Consider the following 24,503-nt stretch of genomic DNA (forward strand, 5'->3'; position numbering starts at 1 on the left):
CGCTCGTTGACCTCGGTCTCGGTAGCGGCGCCAACGCGGATGACGGCAACGCCACCGGACAGCTTAGCCAGGCGCTCCTCGAGCTTCTCCTTGTCCCAGGTGGAATCAGTGCGCTCGATCTCGCGGCGCAGCTGCTCGCGGCGCTCCTCGACGGCCTCAGCAGTACCGGCGCCATCCACAATCACGGTGTCCTCCTTGGACACGGTGACGCGGCGGGCGGAACCGAGTACCTCCGGGCCAACTTCCTTGAGGTTGATGCCAACCTCCGGGTCGACGACGGTAGCACCGGTGACAACAGCCAGGTCATCCATGAAGCCCTTGCGGCGCTCGCCGAAGTACGGGGACTTCACGGCGGCGACCTTGAGGACCTTACGGATGGAGTTCACCACGAGCGCCTGCAGCGGCTCGCCCTCGATGTCCTCGGCAATGATGAGCGTCGGGCGCGAGGACTCCGCGATCTTCTCCAGCAGCGGCAGGAAGTCCGGCAGGGAGGAGATTTTGTTGCGGACGAGGAGAATTGCGGCGTCGTCAAGCACGGCGTTGTAGGTTTCCTCCTCCGTTGCGAAGTACGGGGAGAGGTAGCCCTTGTCGAAGGAAATACCCTCGGTCACGTCCACGGTGGACTCGATGGTCTGGGACTCCTCGACGGTCACGACGCCGTCTTTGCCCACCTTGTCCATGGCGCCAGCGACCATCTCGCCGACCTCAGCATCGCGGGAGGAGACGGTGGCGACCTGGGAGATCTCCGCAGAGGAGTTCACCGGGGTGGCGCGCTTCTTGAGCTCCTCGACGACCTTTTCAGCGGCCGCCGCGATGCCTTTGTTGAGCTCCACCGGGTTAGCACCAGCGGCAACGTTGCGCAGGCCCTCAAAGACGAGTGCCTGGGCCAGCAAGGTGGCGGTGGTGGTGCCGTCACCGGCAATGTCGTTGGTCTTGACAGCCACGGACTTCACCAGCTGGGCGCCGAGGTTCTCAAACGGATCATCGAGGTCGATGTCGCGGGCGATGGTCACACCGTCATTGGTGACGGTCGGGCCACCGAAGGCCTTGGACAGCACGACGTTGCGGCCGCGGGGGCCGAGGGTGACCTTGACGGCGTCGGCAAGCGTGTCCACGCCGCGCTGGATGCCCTCGCGAGCCTCCTGGTCAAATGCAATCAGTTTTGGCATAGGGTTAATCGCCTACTTTTACTTCTCAATAACAGCGAGCAGGTCACGAGCGGACAGCAGGAGGTACTCCTGGCCGTCGTACTTCAGCTCGGTGCCGCCGTACTTGGAGAAGATGACGGTGTCACCCTCGTTAACGCCAACCGGGACAACCTCGCCCTTGTCGTTGGTGCGGCCCGGGCCAACGGCTACAACGGTAGCCTCCTGCGGCTTCTCCTTCGCGGAGTCCGGGATAACCAGACCGGACGCAGTGGTGGTCTCAGCTTCAACGATCTGGACGAGGACCTTGTCCTCCAGCGGCTTGATGTTTGCCATGATGATTCCTCCGAATTGTTCCTAGTGCACGTCCACATGGACGTGCGCGTGCCGGTTGTGGGTGTCCAGCACAGCCGTCGTCGCGGGTGAACAACTGTGGGTCAAAACAACCTGCCTAGCACTCTACCCTCGCGACTGCTAGCCCTCAACGTTGTGGGCCGCTAACCCGTTCGCCCTCCGCGAACGACGCCGCTCGTGCGTGTACAAAGCCGGCCAGCGCCAGCTTGACGACGCCCAGGGCGATAAACATTGCGCCGAATATTACGGCGAAGGACGGCCACCATAGCTCCTCCAGGATTGTCCGACCGAGTGCCTCTTGTGGGGTAAGGAGGCGGTGGAGTGGGAGGAGCGTCGCCAAGCACAGCGCACAGACCACGCCAGCCGCAGTCAAGGCGAGGCAAGCCGCCTCCCCTACTTGCACGCGCATCCAAGCCAAAGGGGCAGCACCTGCCAAGGTAAGGCCACGAATATCGGCTGCGATGCGGCCGTGCATCAGCAGCGAAGTAAGCACTGCGCCCACGATGCTAGGGGCAAAGACAGGCCCTAAAAGGGCGACGAAGACTTGCCAGGAGGACAAGGTGCCGCCGGCGCCTGCGTCGTTCCCAAAGCGCAGGCCCGAGCCGACGGCGACGATAAAGCCACCGACGAGCACCCACGGCACGATGTGCGGGGTGGAAAAGGACCGGCGCACGCGCACATTAGCCCCAGCGACGCCGGCCGCGCGGGTCCATTGATCCAGAACAGGCATAAGCCAGGGCAAGAAGAGCGCGACGAGGATGACCAAGCCCATCTCGGCCGAAAGGAGGTCGCCGGGATCATCGATGTGCAGGCATCCATAGACCGCGCCGCCGATGGCCGCGGATGCGAGCAGGAATTTCACCATGAGCCACGACGGGTGTGCGGTGGCGCGCCTGCGAAAGACTCGGCGCAGTGGAGGGAGCGCGCCAACTAGGGCCGCGGACATGCAGACGGCTACCGCAATGACAACAACCTGGCCGGTTATGGCAATATCTGGCATGGGGATGCCGTCACTGCGCAGGGCACGCACACACGGTGCGAGCAGTGGACGGGCCGGCAGCACACCGAGTAATCCGGCGGCAGCGCTGACCACCGCGACTTGGCCCAGAATGAAAAACAGGATCATCCATCCCGGCATGCCCACCATGCGCCAAGAACGATAGACCGGTTCACGCTCGGCGATAATAAGGCGCATCTGAGACAGCGTCACCAGCACCACCACGCACAGTGACATTGCCAGCACCGTGCCGCCCAGAGGCCCAGCGGGGTTTTCTTCGGCTCCGGAGGAAGCGACCAGCATGGCCAGCGCCAGGGTGCAGGAGCCAGAGGACACCACCAGGGTCAGCGCCACGGCCAGCCACGATAGCCAATTGGACTGTAAGTCCTTAAGCCACACCAGCATGGGCCACCTCCTCTAAGGAAATGATCCGGTCAGCCGCCTCAGCGGCGAAGTGCGAGTGAGTCACCATGACCACGCTGGCGCCATCGCGGGCGGCGGCGCGCAGGTGGGAAAGGACGGTGGATGCGGTGGCGTCGTCAAGCGCGCCCGTAGGCTCGTCCGCGAAGATATAGGGCGCTTGGGCCAGCAGTGCCCGGGCGACGGCCACGCGTTGCTGCTGCCCACCAGACAGCTGCGCGGGCAGGCGACTCTCCAATCCAGCGAGACCGAGCGAGTCGAAGACCTCTGCCACCCGGCCGCGTGTAGGGCGCCGTCCGGAAAAGCGTGCGGTCAAGGTGGCATTGCGTTGCGCGTTGAGGGATTCCAGGAGGTTATAGTCTTGGAATACAAATGCACGCTGCTTGCGCCCCGGCGCGTTGACTCGGCCGGACGTGGGCTTATCTAGCCCGGATAGCAGGTTCAGGAGCGTGGTTTTGCCGCTTCCGGACGGCCCCATGATGGCCACGAATTCGCCTGGGGCGATGGACACACTGACGCGATTGAGTACGGTGCGGCGGCCGTAGCGCTTACTAAGGTTTTCTGCTTTTAACATGCCTCTGATTCCACTCGGCCACGCAAAGCAATGACATGGGGCGGGCTACCCGGAAAATGGTGGAGCTAGCTCCACTGCCCTTCCACCGGCATGGCGGATAGGGTCGAAGACTATGCGAACCCTCAAAGCCTGTGCGTGGGGCCTCCTCCTCGGCGTGCTGTGTATCCCAACCTTGGTGATTTCGGTGTTGATGCTGCCGTGGATCCCGTTGGTGGGTCGCGCCGCGGAGTTTGTCGGCCGGTTGGGCGCAAAGTGGATGGGCGTGGAAATTCCACCCCGGCGCGCAGATCGATGGTTTGATTGGCAGCAGTTCTATCACCTCGTGTTGCAGTTATTGATTTCAGCTGCGTGTTTTACCGCGTGGACGGCCCTGGGTTTCACAGCGGGTGTGCTAGTGATAGCGCCATTCGTCCCTAAGGCTGAGTTCTCCGTTGGCGAGTGGTCCACCTCCAACCGTCCGCTGATTTTCTTCACCTGCTGGCTGGCCGCGGCAGTGCTGGTGGCTCTATTGGTAGGCCTCAACCGCCTCTTGGTCTTGGCGTCGACCACGCTAACGCGGCTGGCATTGAGTCCTTCGGCTGAGGAATTGGCAGCCTCGCGTGCCACACTCATTGATGCCTTCTCCGGCGAGCGCCGCCGCATCGAACGCGAACTGCACGATGGCCCGCAGCAGTACCTCACCGCACTCAAGCTCAACTTGGCCGCGGCAAAACTACAAGCCCCGTCCCAAGCACAGCAGGCCTTGACTGACGCAGAACATAATGCCTCTTTGGCCCTGGCTTCATTGCGGGCGACAGTGCGTGGCATTGCGCCGCAGGTGCTTTTCGATGACGGACTTATCCCCGCCCTCGACGAGTTACTCGCCCATTCCGGGCTTGAGACCACACTTCGCGTAGAGGGCGCTGAGAGCTCGATTGACGAGACCACAGCGCTGCTGGCCTACCATGCAGTCGCCGAGGCGCTCACAAATGCCTCTAAGCACGGCGCAGCCACCGAAGCCGCGGTAATGGTCGCTTTTAGGGATATGCTGCGCCTAGAAATCGTAGATAATGGCACGGGACCCACGGACAAAGAGCCGGACGGTGAGAGTGCAGCTGTGGGTTCGGGCACGGGCCTCGCCGGGCTGCGCGAGCGTGCTGCTGCACTCGGCGGCACGGTGACCTTTGATGCTGCTAGCGCCAATGCTACGGGTGAAGGCGGCGGCCAGCTGCTGGTCAAACTACCGCTGAAGGAGGCGAAATGAAGCTATTACTCGCAGAAGATTCCGCGCTCCTGCGCGCAGGGCTGGAGCAACTACTCAGTGCGTTAGGCCATAGCGTCACGGCAGTCACAGATGCCGAAGCACTGCGCGCCATCGCAGGGCAGGAAGACTTCGACCTCATTATCAGCGATGTGCGCATGCCACCCACGATGACCGATGACGGGCTTCAAGCCGTGCATGATCTGCGGGCAGCCAACCCCGCCCAACCCGTAGTGGTGCTCAGCCAATACGTAGCGGCAAGCTATCTCGACCACCTCCTGGAGCACGGCGGATTCGGGTACCTACTCAAGGAGCGCGTTTCTGATGTTGAAGAATTCATGCGCACGCTTAACGATGTCGCCCGCGGCGGCACCGTGGTGGACCCAGAGGTGGTCACGGCGCTGCTTTCCGCAAGGCACACTGGTTTAGCCCGGCTCACCGCTCGCGAGCGGGAGGTACTGGGGCTTATGGCCCAAGGATTGAGTAATAAAGACATTGAGGACACACTCGTCCTTACCTCCGGAGCAGTAAGCAAGCACGTCTCCAATGTATTTATAAAGCTCGGGTTTCGACCCGAGGACTCCAACCGACGGGTGAAGGCCGTATTGACATGGCTGCGGCACACCGAGCGCTAGAAAAGCGCTCAGGCCCTACAAACAAAGGCTGGAATTAGACCTGCCGGTGGGAGTTCAGCACAGCCGCGCGCCACAGCTGGTACTCCTCCGGGTTGTCCTCGCGGTAATTCTTCACCGCGCGGATACCGTGCTCAACGGCCTCGACGACCTCGTCGATGTTCTTATCGTCACCGTCTGCAGCAACGAAGATGACCGGACCGCAGATGGAACGGATTGGGTCCTGCAAGAAGGCGGAATTGCCGGTCGCGGCAGCATTGCGCGCCAGGGAGGCCACCGGGTTCGGGTCGGCGCCTTCAGCCTTGGCGTTCGGGTTAAACAGCGCCGCGTAGGTCTGGCCATCATCCTGGAAGGCCACGGAGACGCGATCCTCGGTGGTGCCGCCGAGGAATTGATTTGCGTGCTCGAGCTCAAACTCGATGGTGCGGCGGGACAGATCGGGGTTAACGAGGAATCCAGTGGTCATAGCGGTGTGAGCTCCTTATGTGCGAGCGAGGCAATTATCGGTCATCACACTACCTGCACCCTGGGGGTTGCGCATCCGCTAGCGCGCGGCAGCTACGAGCGGCACTTCCACCTCAAGCTGCGTATCGGTTCCGCATGCCAGGCCGGAGGGTTCTGCGCCTTCGTGAATGAGTTGGGCGGCCACCGCCGCAATCATCACGCCGTTGTCGGTGCATAGCTTGAAGCGCGGCACACGCAACTCAATGCCCGCAGACTCGCAGCGCTTTGCCGCCAGTGCGCGCAGCCGCGAATTCGCCGCCACTCCGCCGCCGAGCAGCAGCACCTTGGCGCCTGTGTCCTGGCAGGCGCACACGGCCTTGGCGGTCAGCACATCCGCCACCGCTTCTTGGAAGGAGGCACACAGATCCTCTACCTGGACCGTCGCGCCCTCGCGCTCGGCCTTTTCCACGTGGCGTGCCACCGCGGTCTTGAGCCCCGAGAAAGAGAAGTTGTGGCGGTTGGGCCCGCGCAGATCCTCGGCCTTGGACAAACCTCGCGGCAGGTCAATGGTGGGCTTTCCCTGGGCGGCCAGCTTATCGATGACCGGCCCTCCCGGATACCCCAAGCCCAGGAGGCGGGAGACTTTGTCGTAGGCTTCGCCGGCGGCGTCGTCAAGCGTGGTGCCCAGCTCCTTCATGGGTTTGCCCACGGCTTCCACCTCAAGCAGCTGCGTGTGTCCACCGGAGACGAGCAAGGCCACCGAGTGCGGCAGCTCCTCGCCCTCCAGGTTGGCCACCGCGACGTGCCCGCCGAGGTGGTTGACGCCGTAGAAGGGAACGCCCCACGCGGAAGCAAAGGCCTTGGCTGCCGACGCCCCGACGAGGAGCGCGCCAGCCAGTCCGGGCCCCACGGTGGCGGCCACCGCATCTGGCTTCTCGACGCCCGCCTCCTCCAACGCCGCCTTCATCACCTGCGGCATGGCTTCGAGGTGGGCGCGGGAGGCGATCTCCGGAACTACGCCGCCGAAGCGGGCGTGCTGCTCCATGGAGGAGGCGACGACATCGGCGCGGATCTCCATGTGGCCGTTGTCAGACAGCTCGATGATGCCCACGCCGGTTTCGTCGCAGGAGGACTCGATGCCGAGGATTAACATCTTTCACTCTTTCGTGGTCGGTACATGGTGTGGGCGTCCGCACCGGAGGGCTGGTAGTAGTTGCGGCGCAGGCCGTTGATGACAAAATCATAGGCCTCGTAGAGGCGAATGGCCGGATCGTTGCCTACGCGCACTTCGAGGAAGATGGGCGCGTCGTGGGAATCTGCAAGTTCGACGATGGCGTCCATCATCAGCCGCGCGATGCCGCGCCGTTGGGCGGCGGGGTCGACGCCGATGGTGTGGATTTCGTACTCCGGCCAGGCGGCGGGTCCCATCCGTCCGACACCGGCGTAGCCGAGAACTTCCGCGCGGTTGTCGTTGTGGCCCTCGCGGTTGTCCTTGTGGCCCACGCGGTTGTCCTTGTGGTCTTCGCGGTTGACATTCATGTCAACCGCCCAGTAGGTGGTGTGGCCCGCCGCGATTTCCTGCTCGAAGGCATGCGCCGGCCATGGGCTTTCGCCAGGGAAGAGGACCTTCTCGAGCTCAGCACAGCGCGGCGCGTCCGCGGGGGTCAGTGGGCGCAGCCTCATGATTCGGGAGTGTCCTCGATGCCGCCGACGAGCGCGGCCGAGCGCGGCTTGCTCTGTGGTTCCACGGCATCTGGCCGGCGCAGGTAGAGCGGGACGAGCGGCGCGGGTTCAGCGGACAGGTCAGCGCAGGCCACCAAACCAGCGGCACGCGGTGTGGCCCACTCGCGGGGAAGGTCAGCGATACCCTCCGGCAAACGTGGGGCAATAGACTCGGGGAACACTAGGCGCGCGGTTTCCGGACCCGAAAATCCGGCGGCGCTCAGATCAAGGGTTTCCGGCTTCGACACGTTTGGCCCGCTGCGGCGCGCCCCTTCGTCATAGGTGGCCCAGTAGACCTCTTTGCGGCGGGCATCGATGGCCACCAGCCACTCCCCCGCGCGCCCATGCGCGATGGCATCCAAGGTGCACACTCCGTGCACCGGCAGGTGAAGGGCCACTCCCAGGGCGGAAGCGGTAGCCATGCCTACGCGCAGCCCGGTAAACGGCCCGGGCCCCGTGCCCACGACGATGTCGGAGAGATCTGGGTAGGTCAGGGAGGCGTCGGCAAGCAGCTTTTCGATGGTAGGGATGAGCTGCTCGTTGTGGGCGCGCGTACCGCTGATAACGCGGTCGATGCTCTCCCCGGTGTCGGTGTCAACGATGCCCGTGACCAGATCCGTGGTGGCGGTATCGAGTGCGAGGACCTTCATTAGCCCACGAACTGCCAGGCAGGAGCGTCCTCATTGTCAGCACCCTGCTGCAACATCTGGTCATCACCGCGCAGGAACTGCAGCGGCTCGCCAGGCTGAATGCCGCGCAGCGGCGGAGCGTCCTGGCCCTGAGCCTTGGCCATCTCTACCTGCTCGAGGACGCCGGAGCAGAGATCCACCTGGGAGCGGTTCAGCTTCTCCACCTGGTACTCCTGATTGACGCTGACGGTGACAAAGTAGTTCTCATCCTCCGCCACCTTGCCGTCGACGAAATCGATACCGGCGACATCCACGCCGCCTTCCCCAAGCTGCTGCTCCGTAGCACCCGGGCAGACGACGAGACCGGCAATCCAATCCTGGCCGTAGACGTCGGGGACCAAGAGCGCGGAGAAGCTCAGGTTCTTCGGGTACGTGTCCAAGGCTTCACCCAACGTCGAGGAAGGCTCCTCCGGCGAACGGGTCATGGACAGCGCGATGAGCAAGCCAAGGACGATGGCAAAGCCGCCGATGACGACGGTCGTGATGAATTGGCCGATTTTATTCATGGGGATGTGCTCCTAATAATAGGGAGTTCAGTACGGGGATATCCTACGCGACCGCCCTGCCGCGGCCCTGACCGGCCCTTCGGGCGCCGAAAAGAGATCAAACGATCAGCAGGGCCAGGACCTGGCACATGAGAATCTTGCCGATCATCGTCGTGGGATACACGGTGGCATAGCCGCGTTCTGCCAGCTGGGTGCCGGTCTGGGGGTTGAGGTAGGCCATGATCGCCGGATTCGTGGTCATGCCGGCGGCGATGCCCATCGACTCATCAAACTTCAGGCCCAGCACCAGCATGGATACCGCGACGATGCCGATGGCGGAGACCAGCGACAGCACAATGCCCACGCCTATGTACTTCAGGGAGGTCGGATCCGACAAGGCATCACGGAACTGGCCGCCTGCCGACGTACCCACGCCCGCCAGGAACAAGGTCAAGCCCAGCGTGGAGATAGTCTGCTTGGCGTGGAAAGGCAGCTGCCAGTTAATCGGGCCCGAGCGGCCCAGCGCGCCCAGGATGAGGCCGACGACGATGGGGCCGCCACCGAAGCCAAAGGACAGCGTCGTGCCACCCGGCAGCGGAATCGGGATAGCGCCGAAGAGCAGACCAATAAAGAGGCCGAGGGCAAAGGGGAAGAGATCGACGTTGCCGAGTTTGGCTTCGGAGTCGCCGAGGAAACGGCGGACGTCGTCAAGCCTGCCCGGCGCGGTGATAACGCGCACGCGGTCCGAGTAGTGCAGGACGGTTTCCTCGTTCGGCACGACGTCGGAGTCGCCGCGGCGCACGCGCGCGATGAGGAAGCCTTCCTTGACAGTGTCCAAGTCCTTGAGCTGATAGCCGGCAACACGTGGGCTGGACACGGTCAGGCGGCGGTAGACCAGGCCATCTTCCTCGTGAAGGTTGAGGTGGATCTCCTCACCCAGCTGGGAAATCGCGCTATCGAGCGCTGGTGCCGTGCCGTTGAGCAAGAGCTCCATGCCGGCGCGCAGCGGCAGCTCCGGGTAGGCCAGGTTGTGGTTGTGGGGATTGTTGACGTGGCGGGTAGCGATGACGCGCTCGCCGGTTACTTCCTGCAGCTCCCCCACCGTGGCATCGAAGTCGCGGTTCAGGCGCACCGCCCGCCACTCCAGTGGCTCGGCAATCATGCCCTCGGCGCGGGCATCCTCAACGTGGTTCACACGCAGCATCTTCGCACCGATCGCGGCCACCAGAATGGTGCCGATAATGCAGCCGGGGTAGGCCAGCGAATAGCCCACCACCGGGGTGCTATCGCCGCCTAGGGCCTCGACGACCGCGGCCATACCGGGCGTCGAGCTCAGCGAACCTGCAAGGGTGCCCACGCTGATCGCAGGGTCCAGATCAAAGAGGCGCATCGCTAGGGTTGTCAGCCCCGCCAGAATGAAGAAGAAGACGATGACCACCATGGACATCTTCCATCCACGCCGACGGAAATCTTCGAAGAAGCTGCGGCCGAAGTTCAGGCCGATGACGTAAACGAAGATGGCCAGACCGAACTGATAAACAAAGGCGGGGACCACGATGTCCGGGTTCGCCGCGGACAGGCCCAAAGCCACGAACATCGCCGCGGCGGCGCCGAGCGAAATGCCGAAGACATTGATCTTGCCCACGGCCAGTCCCACCGCCATGATCAGAAAGAGCGTCAGCAGGGGCTGTTCAGCAAGAAAAGCCAGCACGTTAATTCACCCATTTCCATGTAAAGACGCGGACGTCATCCTCCGAGTCGCGGTTAATTGTGATGGCGAGATACGCATCAGACAGGCGCTCCATGAAGCCCCCACCCCACTCGGCGACGACGACGGCGTCCTCAATTTCGGTGTCTAAGTCTAGACTGTCCAGCTCCCCCAACGGATCATCCGAATGATCGAGCAGGCGGTAGGCATCCACGTGCACCAACGTCGGCCCGCCCACGCGGGAAGGGTGCTCGCGCGCGATGACGAAGGTCGGCGAGGTCACCCGCCCCTTCACCTGCATTCCGCGGGCAATGCCCTGCGTAAAGGTGGTTTTCCCGGCGCCCAAGGGGCCATCGAGGATCACCAAGTCCCCTGCTTCCAGCGCCGCGCCTAACTCTTCACCAAAGGCCTGGGCATCCTCCGGGGTGGCAGCCACGCGGCGCCCTTCGTGCGGAAAATCACTGCGCATCGTTAGCTCCTTCACAATAGGTGCGCGTGGTGCGTCCGGTGGGGCGGCACACCACTTCATAGTTGATCGTGCCAGCGGCCGCGGCTAATTCTGTAGCGCTCATACCGCCGCGCCCAAAGATAACGGCAGTGTCTCCGGCGCGCACGCCGTGAGGGTTCGCGCCGAGGTCGACGACGATCTGGTCCATGCAGACCCGCCCCACCTGCTGGTAGAGCTCACCACCAATGCCTACCTGCAGCGCTCCCTGGAAGGCGCGCGGCAGGCCATCGGCATACCCCACGCTGACGGTGGCGAGCTCGCGGTCACTATCCGCGGTCCAGGTCAGGCCGTAACATGTGGACTCCCCCGCCGAAATCGGCTTCACGGCAACGACGGAAGCCTCCCACGTCATGGCTGGTTCCAGCCCATGGTCGAGCCCGTCCACCGGTTCGAGCCCATACAGGGCCACACCGGCGCGCACTTGTTCAAAACGTGCTGAGGGGCGAGTCAATGCCGCCGGCGAATTGGCAAGGTGGTTCAGCGGACACTCCAGGCCCACGTCGCGGGCAAGCGCTAGGGCCTGGCGGAACTCCGCCTCCTGATGATCATTGTGTGGGTGCTCCGGTTCGTCCGCACAAGCAAAGTGGGACATGAGGCCGAGGACGGTGATGTGGGGGGCGTCGGCAAGCAGGCGGAAGGTCTCCTCCCACGCATGCTTGTCGACGCCCGAGCGGTGCATCCCCGTCTCCACCATCACGAAGACTTCGGTGGGAGTCTCGGCGGCAATGAGTGCTTGGGCGTGCGCCAGCGAAGGGATGCCGATCTGGATACCAGCGGCGAGGGCCGGGGCGATGTCCTCTGTTGGCTCCCACAGCCAAGCAGCGATGGGGAGGGTGTCGATCACCTTCCGCAAAGCTACTGCCTCAGCTAAGGTGGCCACCCCGAAGGCGTCTGCCCCCGCCTTCGCCATGACCGGTGCGCAGCGCTCGATGCCGTGGCCATAGGCATCCGCCTTGACCACGCACATGAGGCGGGCCGGGGCCACCGCCTCCTTCACGCGAGCAACATTGTGGGCAATAGCGTTGAGGTCAACGGTGGTTTTTAACATACCCACCATTGTGCCACTTGAGGGCTCAGCGCTATTCGACGGTCACGGACTTCGCCAGGTTGCGCGGCTGGTCCACGTCATAGCCCTTGGCGGTGGCTACACCGCAGGCGAAAATCTGCAGCGGAACGGTAGCCAGCAGCGGCTGCATCAGCGTCGGCGCCTGCGGGATGCGGATGGTGTGGTTGGCGTAGGCCTCGACGGCCGCGTCGCCTTCTTCCGCGATGACGATGGTGATAGCACCGCGGGCGCGGATCTCCTGGATGTTGGAGACGACCTTAGCGTGCAGGGAATCGCGGCCGCGCGGGGAAGGCACGATGACGAAGACCGGCTGGCCCTCCTCGATGAGCGCGATCGGGCCATGCTTGAGCTCGCCGGCAGCGAAACCTTCGGCATGCAGGTAGGCGATCTCCTTGAGCTTGAGCGCGCCCTCCAGCGCGACTGGGAAGCCGACGTGGCGGCCGAGGAAGAGCACCGACTTAGCGTTCTCCATAGCGTTGGCCAGATCGTAGACCTGCTTCTCGTTGTCGATGACTGCCTGGACCTTATCCGGCATCGCACGCAGGTCATTCAAGACGGAGTTGACCTCATCGGAGAACATGTTGCCGCGCAGGCGCGCCAGGTAGAGGCCCAGCAGGTAGGTCGCGGTGATCTGTGCCAGGAAGGCCTTGGTGGAGGCCACGGCGATCTCCGGGCCGGCATGGGTATACAAAGCGGCGTCGGACTCGCGCGGGATGGAGGAACCCTGGGTGTTGCAAATAGCAATCACCTTGGCGCCCTGCTGGCGGGCGTGGCGCACGGCCATGAGAGTATCCATGGTCTCGCCCGACTGGGACAGGGCCACGACCAGGGTCTTCTCGTTGACGATCGGATCGCGGTAGCGGAATTCGTGAGCCAGCTCCACCTCACACGGGATGCGGCACCAGTGCTCGATGGCGTAGCGCGCGACGTGTCCGGCATAAGCGGCGGTGCCGCAGGCGATGACGATGATCTTGTCGATGGACTTGAGCACCGACTCCTCGATGCGGATCTCATCGAGGACCAGGTTGCCAGTCTCGTCGAGGCGGCCCAGCAACGTATCGCGCACGGCCGCTGGCTGGTCGTGGATTTCCTTCTCCATGAAGGAGTTAAAGCCGCCCTTTTCAGCAGCAGCGGCGTCCCATTTGATCTCGAAAGGCTTGCCCTGGGCCGGGTTGCCGTCGTAGTCGGTGATCTCGATGTCATCCGCGGTGATGGTCACGACCTGGTCGTTGTCCATCTCCACGGCGGACTTGGTGTAGTCGATGAAGCCGGAGACATCCGAGCCGAGGAAGTTCTCGCCCTCGCCCAAACCGATGACCAGCGGCGAATCGCGGCGCGCAGCCACGATTCGGTCTGCCTGCTCGGCATGAATAGCCAAGAGGGTGAACGCACCTTCCAGGCGCTTGCCGGTCAACTGCATGGCCTTGGTGAGGTCGCCGTGGGCCTCGTTGTGGAAGACATCCGCCAGCAGGGTGGCGGCAACCTCAGTATCGGTCTCGGACACAAAGTTATGGCCCTTGCCCTCCAGCTCGCTCTTGAGCTCGGCGAAGTTCTCGATGATGCCGTTGTGCACGACGGCGAGCTTGCCGCCGTCCACCACGTGCGGGTGGGCGTTCAGATCGGTTGGACCACCGTGGGTTGCCCAGCGGGTGTGCCCGATGCCCAGGACGGAATCCTTGAGTGGGCGCGCAGCGATTTCAGCTTCCAGCGCAGCGACCTTTCCAGCCTTTTTGCGCCAGGAGATCTCCCCATCGGCGTACATTGCGACGCCTGCTGAGTCATAGCCGCGATACTCCAGTCGGCGCAGGCCCTCCAGCACAACGTCGAGGGCAAAGTACTCACGACCATCGGTGTTATGGCCAATGTATCCAACGATTCCACACATGGAACGGAATTTTACAGCATGATTTATCGTGCCGAACCGCAAGGAGCGTGCTTAAAACCTTCCCCCACCTATCTGGTACATGTCCACCTCTTTGTCTACGCTTTCCTCTATTCTGTAAAGCGTGTCTGCGAATTTGAAGAAGCATCTCGGTACGTTGTCCAAGCGCGGCCCGCACCGCGTCCTCGTTGGGGACCTGTCTTATGCAGGGCTGGAAGGCAAGGTCTACACCCCTGCTGAAGGCAAAGGCCTGCCCGCCGTGGCGTTTGCTCACGACTGGACAAAGAACATCAAGGACTACCACGCCACCCTGCGCCACCTGGCCAGCTGGGGCATCGTGGTGGTTGCTCCCGATACGGAGACTGGTGTCTTTGCCAAGCACCGTAACCTGGCTGCTGACCTCGAATCGGCCCTGCAGATTGCCGCCGGCGTTAGGCTAGGCGCTGGCAAGATTTCGGTGTCAGCCTCCAAGCTGGGTGTCTTCGGCCATGGCATGGGCGGCGGCGTAGCCACCTTGGCTGCCGTGGATAACCCGAAGGTCCGCGCCGTCGCAGCCCTCTACCCTGCTGATACCTCACCATCCGCCGTTCAAGCTGCCCGCACTGTTAAGGCGCGCGGCCTCGTTATCGGCGCGGGCCAGGATGACATCTTCCGTGCCGGCAACCCCGCGAAGCTGGCCAACGCGTGGGGCGGACCGGTGGCCTACCGGGAGATTGCCAAGGGCACGCAGTCCGGTTTCAGTGAGGATAAGTTCTTCAAGTTGGCACTCGGTTCCGGCTTCTTCCAGGGCTCCGCAGTCGAGACCGCCCGCGGCCTTGTGACCGGCTTCTTCCTTTCCACCCTGGCTGGCGAATCCAAGTATGACGGCTTTGCGGCTGCCGACGCCTCCGCGAAGGGCGTTGAGAGCTTCACCGGCGAGGACTTGGCCCAACGCGCCGGATTTGAGCACAGCAAATAAAGCTCCAACGAAATAACGCTTCACGGCGCGGCTTTTCCTAACTACAGCAGGACGATCAGTTGTCGTCCTGCTGTAGTTGTTTTAGCTTAGGGACTTCAAGAAAATACCAGGCAATAAGTGCAATGCCCGGCAGAAGCAACTGAGCGGCCGTCCACAGCTTTATGTGGGACATTTCTCTGTCGAATTTAATCTCAATGCCAAGCACAACAAAAGCCACCAAGAGATACAGCATGGGAAGAACGCCCCACAGGACGTCATAAAGCCAAGGCACTGTTGTCATGCGGCATTCTCCTCACCCTGGTTGATACGTGCAGTAGGCAGTCACCTCACGGTATCACCTGTGATTGCGAGGAACCAGACTTGTTTCTCGCTGCTGCTTCAGCTGCGCCTGAGCACCGACTGCACCTGACCGCGCGGACGGCCCCGGCCCTGCCCCTGCGCTTGACTATGCGGCACGCCCCTGGGCTCTGGGTTTCGCCCCGGCGTATGTGTGTGCGGCGCATGTGCGTGCGCTTGAGCTTGGGCCGCGCGCTGAGCGGACTTCTCAAGCTCGTCCTGTGCCTTGGCCATCGCTTTCTCAAACTCCAGCAGCCGTGCGGCTGTGCGCTCACGGAATCCGCGTGCGAACTCATCGAAATCATTGTGCGGCATTACCACTGCCCTGCCTTTCGCGCCTGTACGGATGGGGAATCTGAGCTTTCATCCGGTGTCGTTTCCGGTGTCATTTCTGGTGCGGCTCCCACCCCAGGGCCCGGCCCAGGGGCTGGCTCAGGGGCCGGTTCCGGGGCTGGCACCGGTGCCGGCGCTTCCGCTGCCTGCATGTGCGCCAGCTTCTCCGGTGGGGCTTCTGGCTCCGGAACGTTAGCGAGCTCTGGCGGTGGTGGCGTGACTCCGTTGTCCGGGGCTGGTTCTGGCGCCGCCGGTGGTCCCGGCTCCGGTTCCGGCTGCGGCTCGGGCTCTGGTTCGGGCTCAGGCACAGGTTCCGACTCTGGCTCAGGCAGATTCTCAATGAAATCCGCCGCGGCTTCAGCCAGCAGACCAAGCCCCAGAATGGCAACTCCCACGCCTAGGATTCCCAGACTTCCACAGCAGGATTCCTCCGGCTTGCACTCACAGGCTTCCGCGTTAGGACTCTCGCCGCTGTCTTCCTCACAGTCTTCAGCTTCTACAGGCTCGTCAGGCTCCTCGGCCTCTTCGACTTCCTGTACCGCCTCCTCCGGGCAGTCAGTCACCTCCGTTTGCACGGGTGCGGTGGGCACGTCAACCTCGCTGGGTGCCTCAATCCCGGCGTCGGCCGGCGTGGTGGTTCCTACGTCGCGCGGCTGCTCAGTGCAGGTACAAGACTGCTGCTCCTCCTTCTCCGCGTGGCACCCGCACGGCTTGTGCTCTTCTTCTGTTGCGGTGGAATCGGGTGTGGGCTGCGCTTGCGCTGCGGGCTCAGTCGGCACGGTATGCGGCGTGTTCGGTTTCGTTGGCTGAGGCTTATCTTCAGCCGGCGGGCATTCTTCTTCCGTCACCGCCGCGGGCTGGGTTGGCTCAGATTTTTCTGGCGGTGCCACCGGTTTGTCTGGTTCCGGCTCGACTGGTTGCTGCGGTGCAGCGGGCTGCGCTGTCGGCGCCGGTGCCGTTGGCTGGGCTTGCGCCGGTGCCGTTGGTTCAGCGGGGCTCGCAGGTTTCGTCGGTTCACAGGGCTCAGGATCCGGTTGTGGGCACTCCTGCGGCTTCTCTTCGCCACCGCATTCAGGCTCAGGCGGGGTTTCCGGCAGCTCCCGCTCGCATACCTCGGTGCAACGCTTTTCAAACTCGCCGTAGCAATTCTCAATGGCAGTGTCGCGGTCCCGGCAGGTTTGCGAAATGGTGTCGTTCGTCTGGTCGATCAGGTCACCGCCAATGCGCGAAACAACCGGGACGATGGCCTTGCCCAACGGGTGCCGCTGCAAGAGCATGGTCAAGATATTTAGCAGCGGAATTACAGCAGAGATCAACTCCGCTACGGCAGATTCGGAAACACTAACCACGTCTTCGATGGCCTCGGAGCACTGCTGCGCGGACTCCACCAAGTCATCGGCTTCGTCCCTCTCCTTCTCAAAGTCATCCTGCACGCCGCGCAGGTGATCCATGATTGCTCCCCCAGCCAGCGACAGCACCGTGCCAAGGAGGAAATCCCGCAGACCATTGCCGCCGCGCCGCGGACGTCGCGCGCCCATCGCCGACGCGGTATGCGTCACTAGCTCTCCTGGGTTGATCCCGTCGACGGAACCGACCATGTCCCCTAACAAATCAATCGGTGTGCTGGGACCGGAGTAGCCGCCAAGGCTCGCAGCCTGAAATTGGGAGACTACCTGTGAATAATCACCCAAGAGCGACTTGATCATCGTGGACATCAGTTCACCCCCGTTTCCTGGTTGCCGAATTGGCCAGCGAGGCCACGGTCGACGTCGCCAAAAGCCCGCACCTGCTCACGCGCAGCGCCTGCGGTGGCCGATATGTTCTCCAAGCGCCACGCACCGCGCTCGTGTAGCCGACTCAGCAATGCCTGAATCTGCGCCCCATGCCCGCTAAAATCCCGTCCCGCAGAAGACGGGGCAAAGCTCGGCCTGTCCCCGCGGTGCGCGTCACTTTGGGCGCGGGCTTGGTCCATGACGTCGTCGAGAAGCCGCGTGGCTTCCTCCTCATCAAAAAATACGTCGGGCATGTGCGCCCTCCTTCTCGTCCACAACAAACAGTGATTCCTGCTCTTATTGGACTGAGAAACGTCCCCTTCGGTTCCCCACCACTAACAAAAATACGAAACCCCAGGCCAAAAGCCCAGGGTTGCGACTATGCGGGTAAAACTAAACTGCAGCAACGACGGCAGCGAGCTTGCCCGCTACCTTGCGTGCCTGCTCCTTTTCAGCTGCTTCCACCATGACGCGGAAGAGCTCCTCCGTGCCGGAGGGGCGCAGCAGGACGCGGCCCGTATCACCAAGCTCTGCCTCGGCGGCGGCAATAGCTTCCTTGACTTCGGGTGCGTTGAGGATGACCGCCTTATCGGACACCGGCACGTTGATGAGCACCTGCGGCAATACCGTCATCACGGAGGCCAGTTCCTTGAGAGTCTTGCCGGACTTAGCCATGCGCGCCATGATGGACAAGCCTGTCAGCGTGCCATCGCCAGTGGTGCAATCATCCGGCAGCACCACGTGACCGGACTGCTCGCCGCCCAAGGAGAAATCACCGCGGTTGAGCTCCTCCAGCACGTAGCGGTCACCCACGGCGGTTTCCTTGACCTCGATGCCCTGCTCCTCCATCGCCAGCTTCAGGCCTAGGTTCGACATCACGGTGGCCACCAGGGTGTTGAAGCGGAGGTCGTTCTCTTCCTTCATGCCCACCGCGAGGATCGCCATGATCTGGTCACCGTCAACGACGTTGCCCTCGGCATCGACGGCTAGGCAACGGTCGGCGTCACCGTCGTGGGCCAGGCCCAGATCGGCGCCGTACTCGACGACGGCCTCCTGAGTCTTATCAATGTGTGTCGAACCGCAGTCCTCGTTGATGTTGAAGGCATTGGGCTTGTTGTGGATAGCAATGACCTCAGCGCCCGCTGCCTCATAGGCCTGCGGGGCGACCTTGGAAGCAGCACCGTTTGCGGTGTCGACAACAACCTTGATGCCGCTCAGATCCGTGGTGACGACCTCCGCCAGGTGCTTGAGGTAGCGCTCCCGGCCGTCGGGGGCCTCCGAAATAATGCGGCCAATCTTGGTCGCAGTCGGGCCGTCTTCGGCAAGGGTGTCCATGGCGGCCTGAATGCGGTCTTCCACCTCATCCGGCAGCTTCTTGCCGCCCGCGGAGAAGAACTTGATGCCATTGTCCGGCATCGGATTATGGGAGGCAGAAATCATCACGCCGAGATCTGCCCCAAAATCATCGGTGAGGAACGCGATGGCCGGGGTCGGCAGCACGCCGACGCGCACGACGTCGACGCCGCGCGAGGCCAAGCCCGAGGCAATCGCCGCATCCAGCATCTCACCGGATACGCGCGGGTCACGCCCGATAATCGCCAGCGGACGGCGCTCATAGGACTCACGGTCCGAGGTCAGCACCTCAGCTGCTGCTTGCCCTAGGCGCAAAGCCAGAATGGGAGTGAGCTTCTTGTTCGCGAGGCCGCGAACTCCATCGGTTCCAAAAAGTCGAGTCATAGTTATTCATTATGCCCGCTCCCCCTTATCTGGCGCAGGTCGGCTCATTCTTATTGAGTAGGCTTCTTCCCGCCTACTGCGCTGCGCACCGGGCCGGTGGGGAGTTTCCCCAGTTGGCGCGCGCGCTGGGCCGACCTCTGCTTGAATAATTACCATGTCCGATGTGAACGGTTTGGCTCGCGTGAGGGAGTCGAAAGGAGTGAAACTCCTTAAGGTCCTCACCGATGGTGTGCTCACCAAATTCAACATGGCGCTACTCGCTGTCGCAGCGCTATTTCTGTTGCTCGGAAATACCGAGCCCGCGGAAACGGAGGAACCTGCAGTCATCGCTCCGGGCGAAACGGTGGAGTTGCAACAGGCTCAGGTGGTCGTCGCTAAGCCCCGCGTCGAGGCCGGCCAAGTCCACGTCACCGCCACGTTCCTCAACACCCAAGACATCGCCTTCACGGACTACCAACAGATGTTTAGCCTTACCCGCAATGGTGAGCCTATCCCCTTTGAGCAGTTCTCCATCGCGCCGTCACTGGAGAACGGGGCGGTGGCCAGACCCAACCCTGGGGTTCCCTTCGCTGTCGACATCACCGTCGACGATGCCCCCGGAACAGCGCTCGTTCTCAACAATCTCACGGTGCGCAAATCCAGCCTGGACATGTCCTACCGCTGGTTTGATCCCACCCCCGTAGCAGAGATGGAGTTGGCATGACCCACCGCAAATCTTCCTCCCTGCCCCTGCTCAACCGCAAGAAGGTCCCCATGATCGCCGTGGCCGCAGCGATCACCTCCCTGGGCATCTTCATTAGTGACCAGATGCCCGATCCACGCGAGGTGGAATTCTCCCACTTTGAGTACACCGACGAAATCCCCGGGCACACCCGCATTAGCCAGGTAGACGTCCACACTCGCCCGCTGGCGTCCGGCGACTACGCGGAATTCACCGGTACTCTGCCCGAGAACGAGGAGCTCAGTGAGCTGTATGAAGTAGCCGTCGATTTCACGCTGGAGCGTACTCACGCCTACCCCCTGAGCCTGAAACTGGAAGACTCCGAGGGCCGTGTTTTCCGCACAGCCACGCCACAATGCGACGCCGAGGTCGTCTCCCTCCCCATGACCTGTACCAGTCTCTTTGTACTCCCAGAGGATTCGCTGGGCCCTGCCACGCTGGCGCTGGAAGTGGAGAACCTCCTCGGCGACTTCCACCAACAGCCGGTCCCCATGGGCAAGGAACTTCACACAGCCGTGGAGGTTAAAGCATGACGTCCCAAGACACAACAACTAAGAAGGTCTCGAAGGCGTGGTGGTGGGCAGCAACTCTTCCGGCGCTCGCGATCATGGTCGCAGCCTCCTCCTCCGTCATGGTGCACGGATACCGCCCGCTGTCGGTGCATTCGACCGTCGAGGCCACCAAGCAAGAGCCCGCCGAGTTCAGCTTTGATTACCAGCTAGACCGGGACACCGCCCGGCGCTCGGCGACGGTCACCCTGGCCGCCATCGACAAGGCAGACTCCTCCGAATTCAACTCCCTTTATGCCGACAAAAACCTCATGGATCCCCCTGCGCTCCCCGGGGACACCGCGCTCTACAAGGCCACCGTGGAGTGGCATGCGGATCCGGAAAGCCCACTGGAAGGCTGCGAGGTCGGGCTCCGTGACGGCCAAGGGACCGAGCAACCTGTCCGCCTCGTGCTGTCCCCGCAGGACGTGCCGACCGATATGCCCGCCGCCTTCCCCAACCTCTGTGAACCCGAAGGGGCTGCGGGGCCGATGGCCATCAATCCTTTCGAATTGGATGCCAATATCCTCCCCGAGCCCAGCGCGCGGCCGGCTGAATGGGAGATGACGTACTACTTCGTCACCAATGCCGATTTCGAGCCTTCCGAATTATTCGTCACCTGGGGCGCCCCTTACGAGGTGCGCCTGCGCACAGGCGTTTAGAAGCCTTCTGCGCGGACAACCGCCTCAACGTCCTCCGCGCCCGGATCGGTCTTGTTCCACGGCCACGACACCATTATCTTCTCTTCTGGGTAGTAGACGAAAATGTCGCCACCACCGAATCCATCCTTGCCCCATTCGTTGACGAGGACTTCCGGGGCGGAACCAGTCGCCTCGCGAACAGTGCGGGTCGACGTCTGGAAGGCATCATCGTGATAGTCGGGCAAGGCTCTGTACATCTCTTCGGCCTCCTCCCCGATGACAATGCTCCGCGGGCTATGGAATGTCATGAGCCCTTCCACGTCCTGTTCTTTGGTTAGCCACGGCTTGCAGGAATAGCCGTGGGCTCCTTCTAGCAGAGCATTCTCGGATTGCAGCGGTGCTTCGGTACACAGGGCGATCTTTTCAATGAAGGCCTCCGGCAAGACGTCCGCGGTCTCTGGGCGCAGGTTCACGATGTGGTCCTCCCGCAGGTCCGCACGCGCCAGCTCCTCGCCGGACCCACGCCTGTTGATCTGCTCAACCGTAATCCCGCCAACAACCAACACCACCGCGACGACCAGGGTGAGGATGTTGAGCGTGCGCGCGCTGATGTGGGTATCAGGATCGGTCGTGGCTTTCGCGCGGTCCACGTCGCCAGCTTGAGTGTGCTCAGCAGTCTGTGTCACCGATTCCACCTACTTCTCTCCCGCCGGGCTCGCTGGGACCCCAGATTCCGCGTCCGTCTCTTCGCCTTGGTTTTCGTCGGCGTTCTCATCTGCTTCCTCCGCCTCGGCGTACTCAGCGTTGAGGAAGCGGTCCAGCGCGGCTACCACCAGCGGGAGCGCAACGAGGAAGTACACGGCTCGGGCAACGACCAACACATAAGCCTCAAGCCCAATGGTGATGGTCCCCAGCGCCAGCGGTTTGATGATGGCACGCAGGGCATAAATGACGCCCAGCTCCGCTCCCGAGGCCAAGACGAAGACGAGGCAGAAGGTCAGCATGGGAACTGCACCGGCGACTGCCAGCGTCTTGAAATTGCGCCAAGCGTTGCGGAAGGGACCGACGAGTGGTTGCGCGGCGTTGTCCAGCATGTCTCGCGTCGTTCGGAAGGCGGCTTCCGAATAGCGGCGCCCATAATCGGCCCACATCTTCTGTTCGGCATGCGGGGAGAGCTTTCCTCGTTCGGCGGGACCTTCGATGGGGGCATCGGCTACCGTCTGCAGGGGCGGTACCGCGTCCTCCTCGCCTGACGTGTCCGGCTCAGAACTGTCCTTCTCTCTGGTCAGGCTCGTGTTATACACCACCGCGCCGAGGGTCAGCCATGCGAAGGGCACGACGATAAAGTTGCCGATTTGCGCCGCGTTATTCCACAGCCACCCAATCACCGCACCAATGACCCAGGTGTGGGCGACGATCCAATCCTTTGCCGTGACAATTGAGTCCCACACGGGGCCAATGCCTTGCCGGCTAAGAATCCACACACGGACCTTCTCAAAATTACTGGTGATGCTTAGCGACGCCGTGGCCATCCACAGCACCTCCAGGTACGCCGCCGCAGTGGCCACGCCGAAGGCGCGCTCCCCCAACTGCAGCGCACCAATAAGTTTGCGCAGCACCACGATCGAGATGATGAACCCGGCAAACAGCCATCCGGAGTTTATGAATGAGCGTCCGAAATCATAATCGAGAAAGCTGGTGGCCACCTCGATAGTCACGGAGTCGTAGACAAAGGTCCGCGCGTCATCGCGCAACAGGCCGTGGGAGGAATACACGGTGAGGAACGGGATGAGAAGGCCGCCGACGGTCAGCAGCGTGGTCTTATCCAGTTTGCTGAAGCGGGTCTCACCGCCAAAGAACTCCATGGACGGCTGCATGATCCAAAAGCACACGATGACGCCGGTCATCACAGAAAGAGGCGCAAAGGGGAAGATGAGCGTGGCGGCCAACGGCGAATACTCAGAAATGACCACCGCCAACCACAGCACCGCCGCGCGCACGGCCAGCGACAGGCAAATCACCGTGATCAGCTGCGGCAGGTACCGCCACAGCAACTTTGCTGCGTCCAAGGGGACCGATAGTGCGTCCCGCGCGCTCTCAAGAATGACTTTCACGCCGCTTAGTATAAGGAGAATCACACCAGTGCGCTGGCCGAACGGGGAAAGCCGCCACCTCCCACGAAAGGGAAGCAGCGGCTTTCGAAAAATGCAGTATGCGCGAAGATTAACGCTTGGAGTACTGCGGGGCACGACGTGCCTTGTGCAGACCAGCCTTCTTGCGCTCCACGGCACGAGCATCACGGGTGAGCAGGCCAGCCTTCTTCAGGGCCTGACGGTCAGCCGGGTTGTAGATGTTCAGTGCGCGGGCAATAGCCAGACGCAGGGCACCGGCCTGGCCGGTCGGGCCACCACCGTTGACGGTGACCTTGAGGTCAAACTGGCCCTCGCGCTCGAGGATGGTCAGCGGCTGCAGGATGTCCTGCTGGTGCAGCTTGTTCGGGAAGTACTCGTCAAAGGCACGGCCGTTGACAGAGATGTTGCCGGAACCAGCGACGAGGCGGACACGAGCGATGGCGCGCTTACGGCGGCCAACGGTCTGAATCGGGCCCTCGTGGATAGCCGGGGCAGCGGTCTCAACCTCAGCCTCGGTGTCGGTTGCCAGGGAATCACCGATGGTGTTGGTGAACTCCTCGGTAGCGGCGGTTGCTGCAGCGATGTCGGCAGCGTCGGCTACATTGTTGTCGATGTTCTGCTCGGTCATTACTGTGCCACCTGCTTCAACTCAAAGGTTTCCGGCTTCTGGCCGGCGTACGGGTGCTCCTCGCCCACGAAAACGTGCAGCTTCTTGATGGAGGCGTTGGAAAGCTTGTTGTGCGGCATCATGCCCTTCACAGCTTCCTCGATAACGCGAACCGGGTTGGCGTCCAGGGACTGACCAAGGGTCATGGACTTCAGGCCGCCCGGGTAGCCGGAGTGGCGGTAGCGCATCTCGCGCTCGCGCTTGTTGGAGGAAATGTGGATCTTGTCCGCATTCAGGATGATGATGTGGTCGCCGCAATCAACGTTCGGTGCGTACTGGGGCTTGTGCTTACCGCGCAGCATGTCAGCCACGGTGGAAGCAAGCTTGCCCAGAACCACGTCAGTAGCGTCGATGACGTACCACTTGCGGGTGATGTCACCGCTCTTCGGGTGGAAAGTAGACAAAATGACTCCTTGAAAGTCTGTCTCGGAACTGCCGGCCAACGCTATGTAAGCCCCTACGCGGTACATACAGCGGCCGGTGGAGACCTGCAGCACGCGCGCACCCACGTAGACGAGGGTGCGGACACATAGGTGTTTCACTCTAGTATGAGGCTGTTTGAAAACCCAAAACGCCGATATCGCCCCTCACCAACGCCTCCATCCCCAGATACTTCGGGGTGGGGGTAGAGACAGAAACGTTGATGAGAAGCGATACCGGCGCCTTTCACTAGGTGGGCGGAAAGTGCTGACTGTGAGGCGGTGCGTCCAGCCCTTCCATTCACTACACCCCTCTCTTCGCCCTTCACGCCTTCCTCCACGCCACCCACCGCTCATGGTTGTGAATGGTGAT

The 24,503-nt window shown here is 62.4% G+C and carries 28 protein-coding genes; 6 read left to right on the forward strand and 22 right to left on the reverse strand.

All coding sequences use genetic code 11. From position 1 onward, the window contains the following. The 4 genes from groEL to RDN59_RS01100 form a co-directional block, all read right to left on the reverse strand. A partial coding sequence (gene groEL / locus RDN59_RS01085) for a chaperonin GroEL (RefSeq protein WP_308606191.1) occupies positions 1–1,169 on the reverse strand: 1,169 nt, incomplete at its 3' end. Between the two features lie 18 nt (positions 1,170–1,187). Next, on the reverse strand, positions 1,188–1,487 hold the full coding sequence (gene groES / locus RDN59_RS01090) for a co-chaperone GroES (protein WP_167595557.1): 300 nt from the start codon (positions 1,485–1,487) through the stop codon (positions 1,188–1,190). Between the two features lie 139 nt (positions 1,488–1,626). Beyond that, complete coding sequence (locus RDN59_RS01095) at positions 1,627–2,901, reverse strand: FtsX-like permease family protein (RefSeq protein ID WP_308606192.1); 1,275 nt, start codon at positions 2,899–2,901, stop codon at positions 1,627–1,629. After that, a complete protein-coding gene (locus RDN59_RS01100; protein ID WP_308606193.1) occupies positions 2,885–3,490 on the reverse strand; it encodes an ABC transporter ATP-binding protein in 606 nt (201 codons plus the stop codon). Before RDN59_RS01100 ends, RDN59_RS01095 begins: the two co-directional genes overlap by 17 nt. Positions 3,491–3,602: 112 nt before the next feature. Here RDN59_RS01100 and RDN59_RS01105 point away from each other — a divergent pair, with 112 nt between their 5' ends. Together RDN59_RS01105 and RDN59_RS01110 are read left to right on the forward strand one after the other, a co-directional pair. After that, positions 3,603–4,733 carry a histidine kinase gene (locus tag RDN59_RS01105; protein WP_308606194.1) on the forward strand — a complete coding sequence of 377 codons (1,131 nt, stop codon included), beginning with the start codon at positions 3,603–3,605 and terminating at the stop codon, positions 4,731–4,733. Beyond that, the gene (locus RDN59_RS01110) at positions 4,730–5,365 is read left to right on the forward strand and encodes a response regulator transcription factor (RefSeq protein WP_308606195.1); all 636 of its coding nucleotides are present in this window, start codon (positions 4,730–4,732) and stop codon (positions 5,363–5,365) included. The genes RDN59_RS01105 and RDN59_RS01110 overlap by 4 nt, the downstream gene beginning before the upstream one ends. 34 nt (positions 5,366–5,399) lie before the next feature. On the opposite strand, the gene RDN59_RS01115 is transcribed toward RDN59_RS01110, so the two are convergent. The 9 genes from RDN59_RS01115 to glmS form a co-directional block, all read right to left on the reverse strand. After that, entirely contained in the window at positions 5,400–5,828 is a 429-nt protein-coding gene (locus RDN59_RS01115; RefSeq protein ID WP_101735840.1) for a hypothetical protein, read from the reverse strand. Between the two features lie 78 nt (positions 5,829–5,906). Further along, positions 5,907–6,959 carry a tRNA (adenosine(37)-N6)-threonylcarbamoyltransferase complex transferase subunit TsaD gene (gene tsaD, locus RDN59_RS01120; RefSeq protein WP_308606196.1) on the reverse strand — a complete coding sequence of 351 codons (1,053 nt, stop codon included), beginning with the start codon at positions 6,957–6,959 and terminating at the stop codon, positions 5,907–5,909. Continuing rightward, positions 6,953–7,489, reverse strand: a complete 537-nt coding sequence (locus tag RDN59_RS01125) for a GNAT family N-acetyltransferase (protein WP_308606197.1) — start codon at positions 7,487–7,489, stop codon at positions 6,953–6,955. The genes tsaD and RDN59_RS01125 overlap by 7 nt, the downstream gene beginning before the upstream one ends. Next, positions 7,486–8,178, reverse strand: a complete 693-nt coding sequence (gene tsaB / locus RDN59_RS01130; protein WP_308606198.1) for a tRNA (adenosine(37)-N6)-threonylcarbamoyltransferase complex dimerization subunit type 1 TsaB — start codon at positions 8,176–8,178, stop codon at positions 7,486–7,488. Before tsaB ends, RDN59_RS01125 begins: the two co-directional genes overlap by 4 nt. Continuing rightward, complete coding sequence (locus RDN59_RS01135; RefSeq protein ID WP_070517436.1) at positions 8,178–8,723, reverse strand: hypothetical protein; 546 nt, start codon at positions 8,721–8,723, stop codon at positions 8,178–8,180. The genes tsaB and RDN59_RS01135 overlap by 1 nt, the downstream gene beginning before the upstream one ends. Before the next feature lie 97 nt (positions 8,724–8,820). Next, positions 8,821–10,413, reverse strand: coding sequence for an aspartate:alanine exchanger family transporter (locus RDN59_RS01140; protein ID WP_308606199.1), 1,593 nt, complete (start codon positions 10,411–10,413; stop codon positions 8,821–8,823). Between the two features lies 1 nt (position 10,414). Continuing rightward, a complete protein-coding gene (gene tsaE, locus RDN59_RS01145; protein ID WP_308606200.1) occupies positions 10,415–10,879 on the reverse strand; it encodes a tRNA (adenosine(37)-N6)-threonylcarbamoyltransferase complex ATPase subunit type 1 TsaE in 465 nt (154 codons plus the stop codon). Next, entirely contained in the window at positions 10,869–11,972 is a 1,104-nt protein-coding gene (alr, locus tag RDN59_RS01150; protein WP_308606245.1) for an alanine racemase, read from the reverse strand. Before alr ends, tsaE begins: the two co-directional genes overlap by 11 nt. A gap of 25 nt (positions 11,973–11,997) precedes the next feature. Beyond that, positions 11,998–13,869: a glutamine--fructose-6-phosphate transaminase (isomerizing) gene (gene glmS / locus RDN59_RS01155; RefSeq protein ID WP_308606201.1), complete on the reverse strand. Its 1,872-nt coding sequence runs from the start codon at positions 13,867–13,869 to the stop codon at positions 11,998–12,000. A 121-nt stretch (positions 13,870–13,990) separates the two neighbouring features. Here glmS and RDN59_RS01160 point away from each other — a divergent pair, with 121 nt between their 5' ends. After that, positions 13,991–14,824 carry a dienelactone hydrolase family protein gene (locus RDN59_RS01160; protein ID WP_308606202.1) on the forward strand — a complete coding sequence of 278 codons (834 nt, stop codon included), beginning with the start codon at positions 13,991–13,993 and terminating at the stop codon, positions 14,822–14,824. Positions 14,825–14,879: 55 nt separating this feature from the next. Here the strand turns inward: RDN59_RS01160 and RDN59_RS01165 are convergent, their stop codons facing one another. The 5 genes from RDN59_RS01165 to glmM form a co-directional block, all read right to left on the reverse strand. Further along, positions 14,880–15,104 (reverse strand): hypothetical protein, encoded by a 225-nt coding sequence (locus tag RDN59_RS01165; RefSeq protein WP_308606203.1) that lies wholly within the window; start codon positions 15,102–15,104, stop codon positions 14,880–14,882. 98 nt (positions 15,105–15,202) lie between these two features. After that, positions 15,203–15,475, reverse strand: coding sequence for a hypothetical protein (locus tag RDN59_RS01170; RefSeq protein WP_308606204.1), 273 nt, complete (start codon positions 15,473–15,475; stop codon positions 15,203–15,205). Further along, entirely contained in the window at positions 15,475–17,208 is a 1,734-nt protein-coding gene (locus tag RDN59_RS01175; RefSeq protein WP_308606205.1) for a zinc metalloprotease, read from the reverse strand. Before RDN59_RS01175 ends, RDN59_RS01170 begins: the two co-directional genes overlap by 1 nt. Continuing rightward, positions 17,208–17,519, reverse strand: coding sequence for a hypothetical protein (locus tag RDN59_RS01180; protein ID WP_308606206.1), 312 nt, complete (start codon positions 17,517–17,519; stop codon positions 17,208–17,210). Before RDN59_RS01180 ends, RDN59_RS01175 begins: the two co-directional genes overlap by 1 nt. Positions 17,520–17,658: 139 nt before the next feature. Continuing rightward, the gene (gene glmM, locus RDN59_RS01185; RefSeq protein WP_308606207.1) at positions 17,659–19,002 is read right to left on the reverse strand and encodes a phosphoglucosamine mutase; all 1,344 of its coding nucleotides are present in this window, start codon (positions 19,000–19,002) and stop codon (positions 17,659–17,661) included. A 199-nt stretch (positions 19,003–19,201) separates the two neighbouring features. On the opposite strand from glmM, the gene RDN59_RS01190 reads away from it, so the two are divergent. From RDN59_RS01190 to RDN59_RS01200, 3 genes are read left to right on the forward strand one after another with little or no spacing between them, the layout of a single operon-like run. Further along, positions 19,202–19,705, forward strand: a complete 504-nt coding sequence (locus RDN59_RS01190) for a hypothetical protein (protein WP_308606208.1) — start codon at positions 19,202–19,204, stop codon at positions 19,703–19,705. Next, the gene (locus tag RDN59_RS01195) at positions 19,702–20,256 is read left to right on the forward strand and encodes a hypothetical protein (RefSeq protein ID WP_308606209.1); all 555 of its coding nucleotides are present in this window, start codon (positions 19,702–19,704) and stop codon (positions 20,254–20,256) included. Before RDN59_RS01190 ends, RDN59_RS01195 begins: the two co-directional genes overlap by 4 nt. Next, a complete protein-coding gene (locus RDN59_RS01200; RefSeq protein WP_308606210.1) occupies positions 20,253–20,933 on the forward strand; it encodes a hypothetical protein in 681 nt (226 codons plus the stop codon). Before RDN59_RS01195 ends, RDN59_RS01200 begins: the two co-directional genes overlap by 4 nt. Here the strand turns inward: RDN59_RS01200 and RDN59_RS01205 are convergent. The 4 genes from RDN59_RS01205 to rplM all read right to left on the reverse strand — a co-directional run bounded on the left by RDN59_RS01205 (position 20,930) and on the right by rplM (position 24,115). Continuing rightward, the gene (locus tag RDN59_RS01205) at positions 20,930–21,598 is read right to left on the reverse strand and encodes a hypothetical protein (RefSeq protein ID WP_308606211.1); all 669 of its coding nucleotides are present in this window, start codon (positions 21,596–21,598) and stop codon (positions 20,930–20,932) included. The genes RDN59_RS01200 and RDN59_RS01205 overlap by 4 nt on opposite strands. Positions 21,599–21,607: 9 nt before the next feature. After that, complete coding sequence (locus RDN59_RS01210) at positions 21,608–23,026, reverse strand: hypothetical protein (protein ID WP_308606212.1); 1,419 nt, start codon at positions 23,024–23,026, stop codon at positions 21,608–21,610. A 109-nt stretch (positions 23,027–23,135) separates the two neighbouring features. Next, entirely contained in the window at positions 23,136–23,672 is a 537-nt protein-coding gene (gene rpsI, locus RDN59_RS01215) for a 30S ribosomal protein S9 (RefSeq protein ID WP_308606213.1), read from the reverse strand. Continuing rightward, positions 23,672–24,115: a 50S ribosomal protein L13 gene (gene rplM, locus RDN59_RS01220; RefSeq protein WP_308606246.1), complete on the reverse strand. Its 444-nt coding sequence runs from the start codon at positions 24,113–24,115 to the stop codon at positions 23,672–23,674. The genes rpsI and rplM overlap by 1 nt, the downstream gene beginning before the upstream one ends. Between the last annotated feature and the right edge of the window lie 388 nt (positions 24,116–24,503).

The sequence above is a fragment of the uncultured Corynebacterium sp. genome (assembly GCF_902489365.1).
Taxonomy (GTDB): domain Bacteria; phylum Actinomycetota; class Actinomycetes; order Mycobacteriales; family Mycobacteriaceae; genus Corynebacterium.

Excerpts from the sequence above, each read along its gene's own strand:
- rpsI (WP_308606213.1), bottom strand. The coding sequence starts at position 23,672 with ATGACCGAGCAGAACATCGACAACAATGTAGCCGACGCTGCCGACATC.
- RDN59_RS01105 (WP_308606194.1), top strand. The coding sequence starts at position 3,603 with ATGCGAACCCTCAAAGCCTGTGCGTGGGGCCTCCTCCTCGGCGTGCTG.
- RDN59_RS01095 (WP_308606192.1), bottom strand. The coding sequence starts at position 2,901 with ATGCTGGTGTGGCTTAAGGACTTACAGTCCAATTGGCTATCGTGGCTG.
- RDN59_RS01165 (WP_308606203.1), bottom strand. The coding sequence starts at position 15,104 with ATGACAACAGTGCCTTGGCTTTATGACGTCCTGTGGGGCGTTCTTCCC.
- RDN59_RS01200 (WP_308606210.1), top strand. The coding sequence starts at position 20,253 with ATGACGTCCCAAGACACAACAACTAAGAAGGTCTCGAAGGCGTGGTGG.
- RDN59_RS01180 (WP_308606206.1), bottom strand. The coding sequence starts at position 17,519 with ATGCCCGACGTATTTTTTGATGAGGAGGAAGCCACGCGGCTTCTCGAC.
- RDN59_RS01175 (WP_308606205.1), bottom strand. The coding sequence starts at position 17,208 with ATGTCCACGATGATCAAGTCGCTCTTGGGTGATTATTCACAGGTAGTC.
- glmS (WP_308606201.1), bottom strand. The coding sequence starts at position 13,869 with ATGTGTGGAATCGTTGGATACATTGGCCATAACACCGATGGTCGTGAG.
- RDN59_RS01110 (WP_308606195.1), top strand. The coding sequence starts at position 4,730 with ATGAAGCTATTACTCGCAGAAGATTCCGCGCTCCTGCGCGCAGGGCTG.
- RDN59_RS01125 (WP_308606197.1), bottom strand. The coding sequence starts at position 7,489 with ATGAGGCTGCGCCCACTGACCCCCGCGGACGCGCCGCGCTGTGCTGAG.
- RDN59_RS01100 (WP_308606193.1), bottom strand. The coding sequence starts at position 3,490 with ATGTTAAAAGCAGAAAACCTTAGTAAGCGCTACGGCCGCCGCACCGTA.
- RDN59_RS01170 (WP_308606204.1), bottom strand. The coding sequence starts at position 15,475 with ATGCCGCACAATGATTTCGATGAGTTCGCACGCGGATTCCGTGAGCGC.
- glmM (WP_308606207.1), bottom strand. The coding sequence starts at position 19,002 with ATGACTCGACTTTTTGGAACCGATGGAGTTCGCGGCCTCGCGAACAAG.
- tsaE (WP_308606200.1), bottom strand. The coding sequence starts at position 10,879 with ATGCGCAGTGATTTTCCGCACGAAGGGCGCCGCGTGGCTGCCACCCCG.
- RDN59_RS01115 (WP_101735840.1), bottom strand. The coding sequence starts at position 5,828 with ATGACCACTGGATTCCTCGTTAACCCCGATCTGTCCCGCCGCACCATC.
- RDN59_RS01195 (WP_308606209.1), top strand. The coding sequence starts at position 19,702 with ATGACCCACCGCAAATCTTCCTCCCTGCCCCTGCTCAACCGCAAGAAG.
- tsaB (WP_308606198.1), bottom strand. The coding sequence starts at position 8,178 with ATGAAGGTCCTCGCACTCGATACCGCCACCACGGATCTGGTCACGGGC.
- RDN59_RS01135 (WP_070517436.1), bottom strand. The coding sequence starts at position 8,723 with ATGAATAAAATCGGCCAATTCATCACGACCGTCGTCATCGGCGGCTTT.
- tsaD (WP_308606196.1), bottom strand. The coding sequence starts at position 6,959 with ATGTTAATCCTCGGCATCGAGTCCTCCTGCGACGAAACCGGCGTGGGC.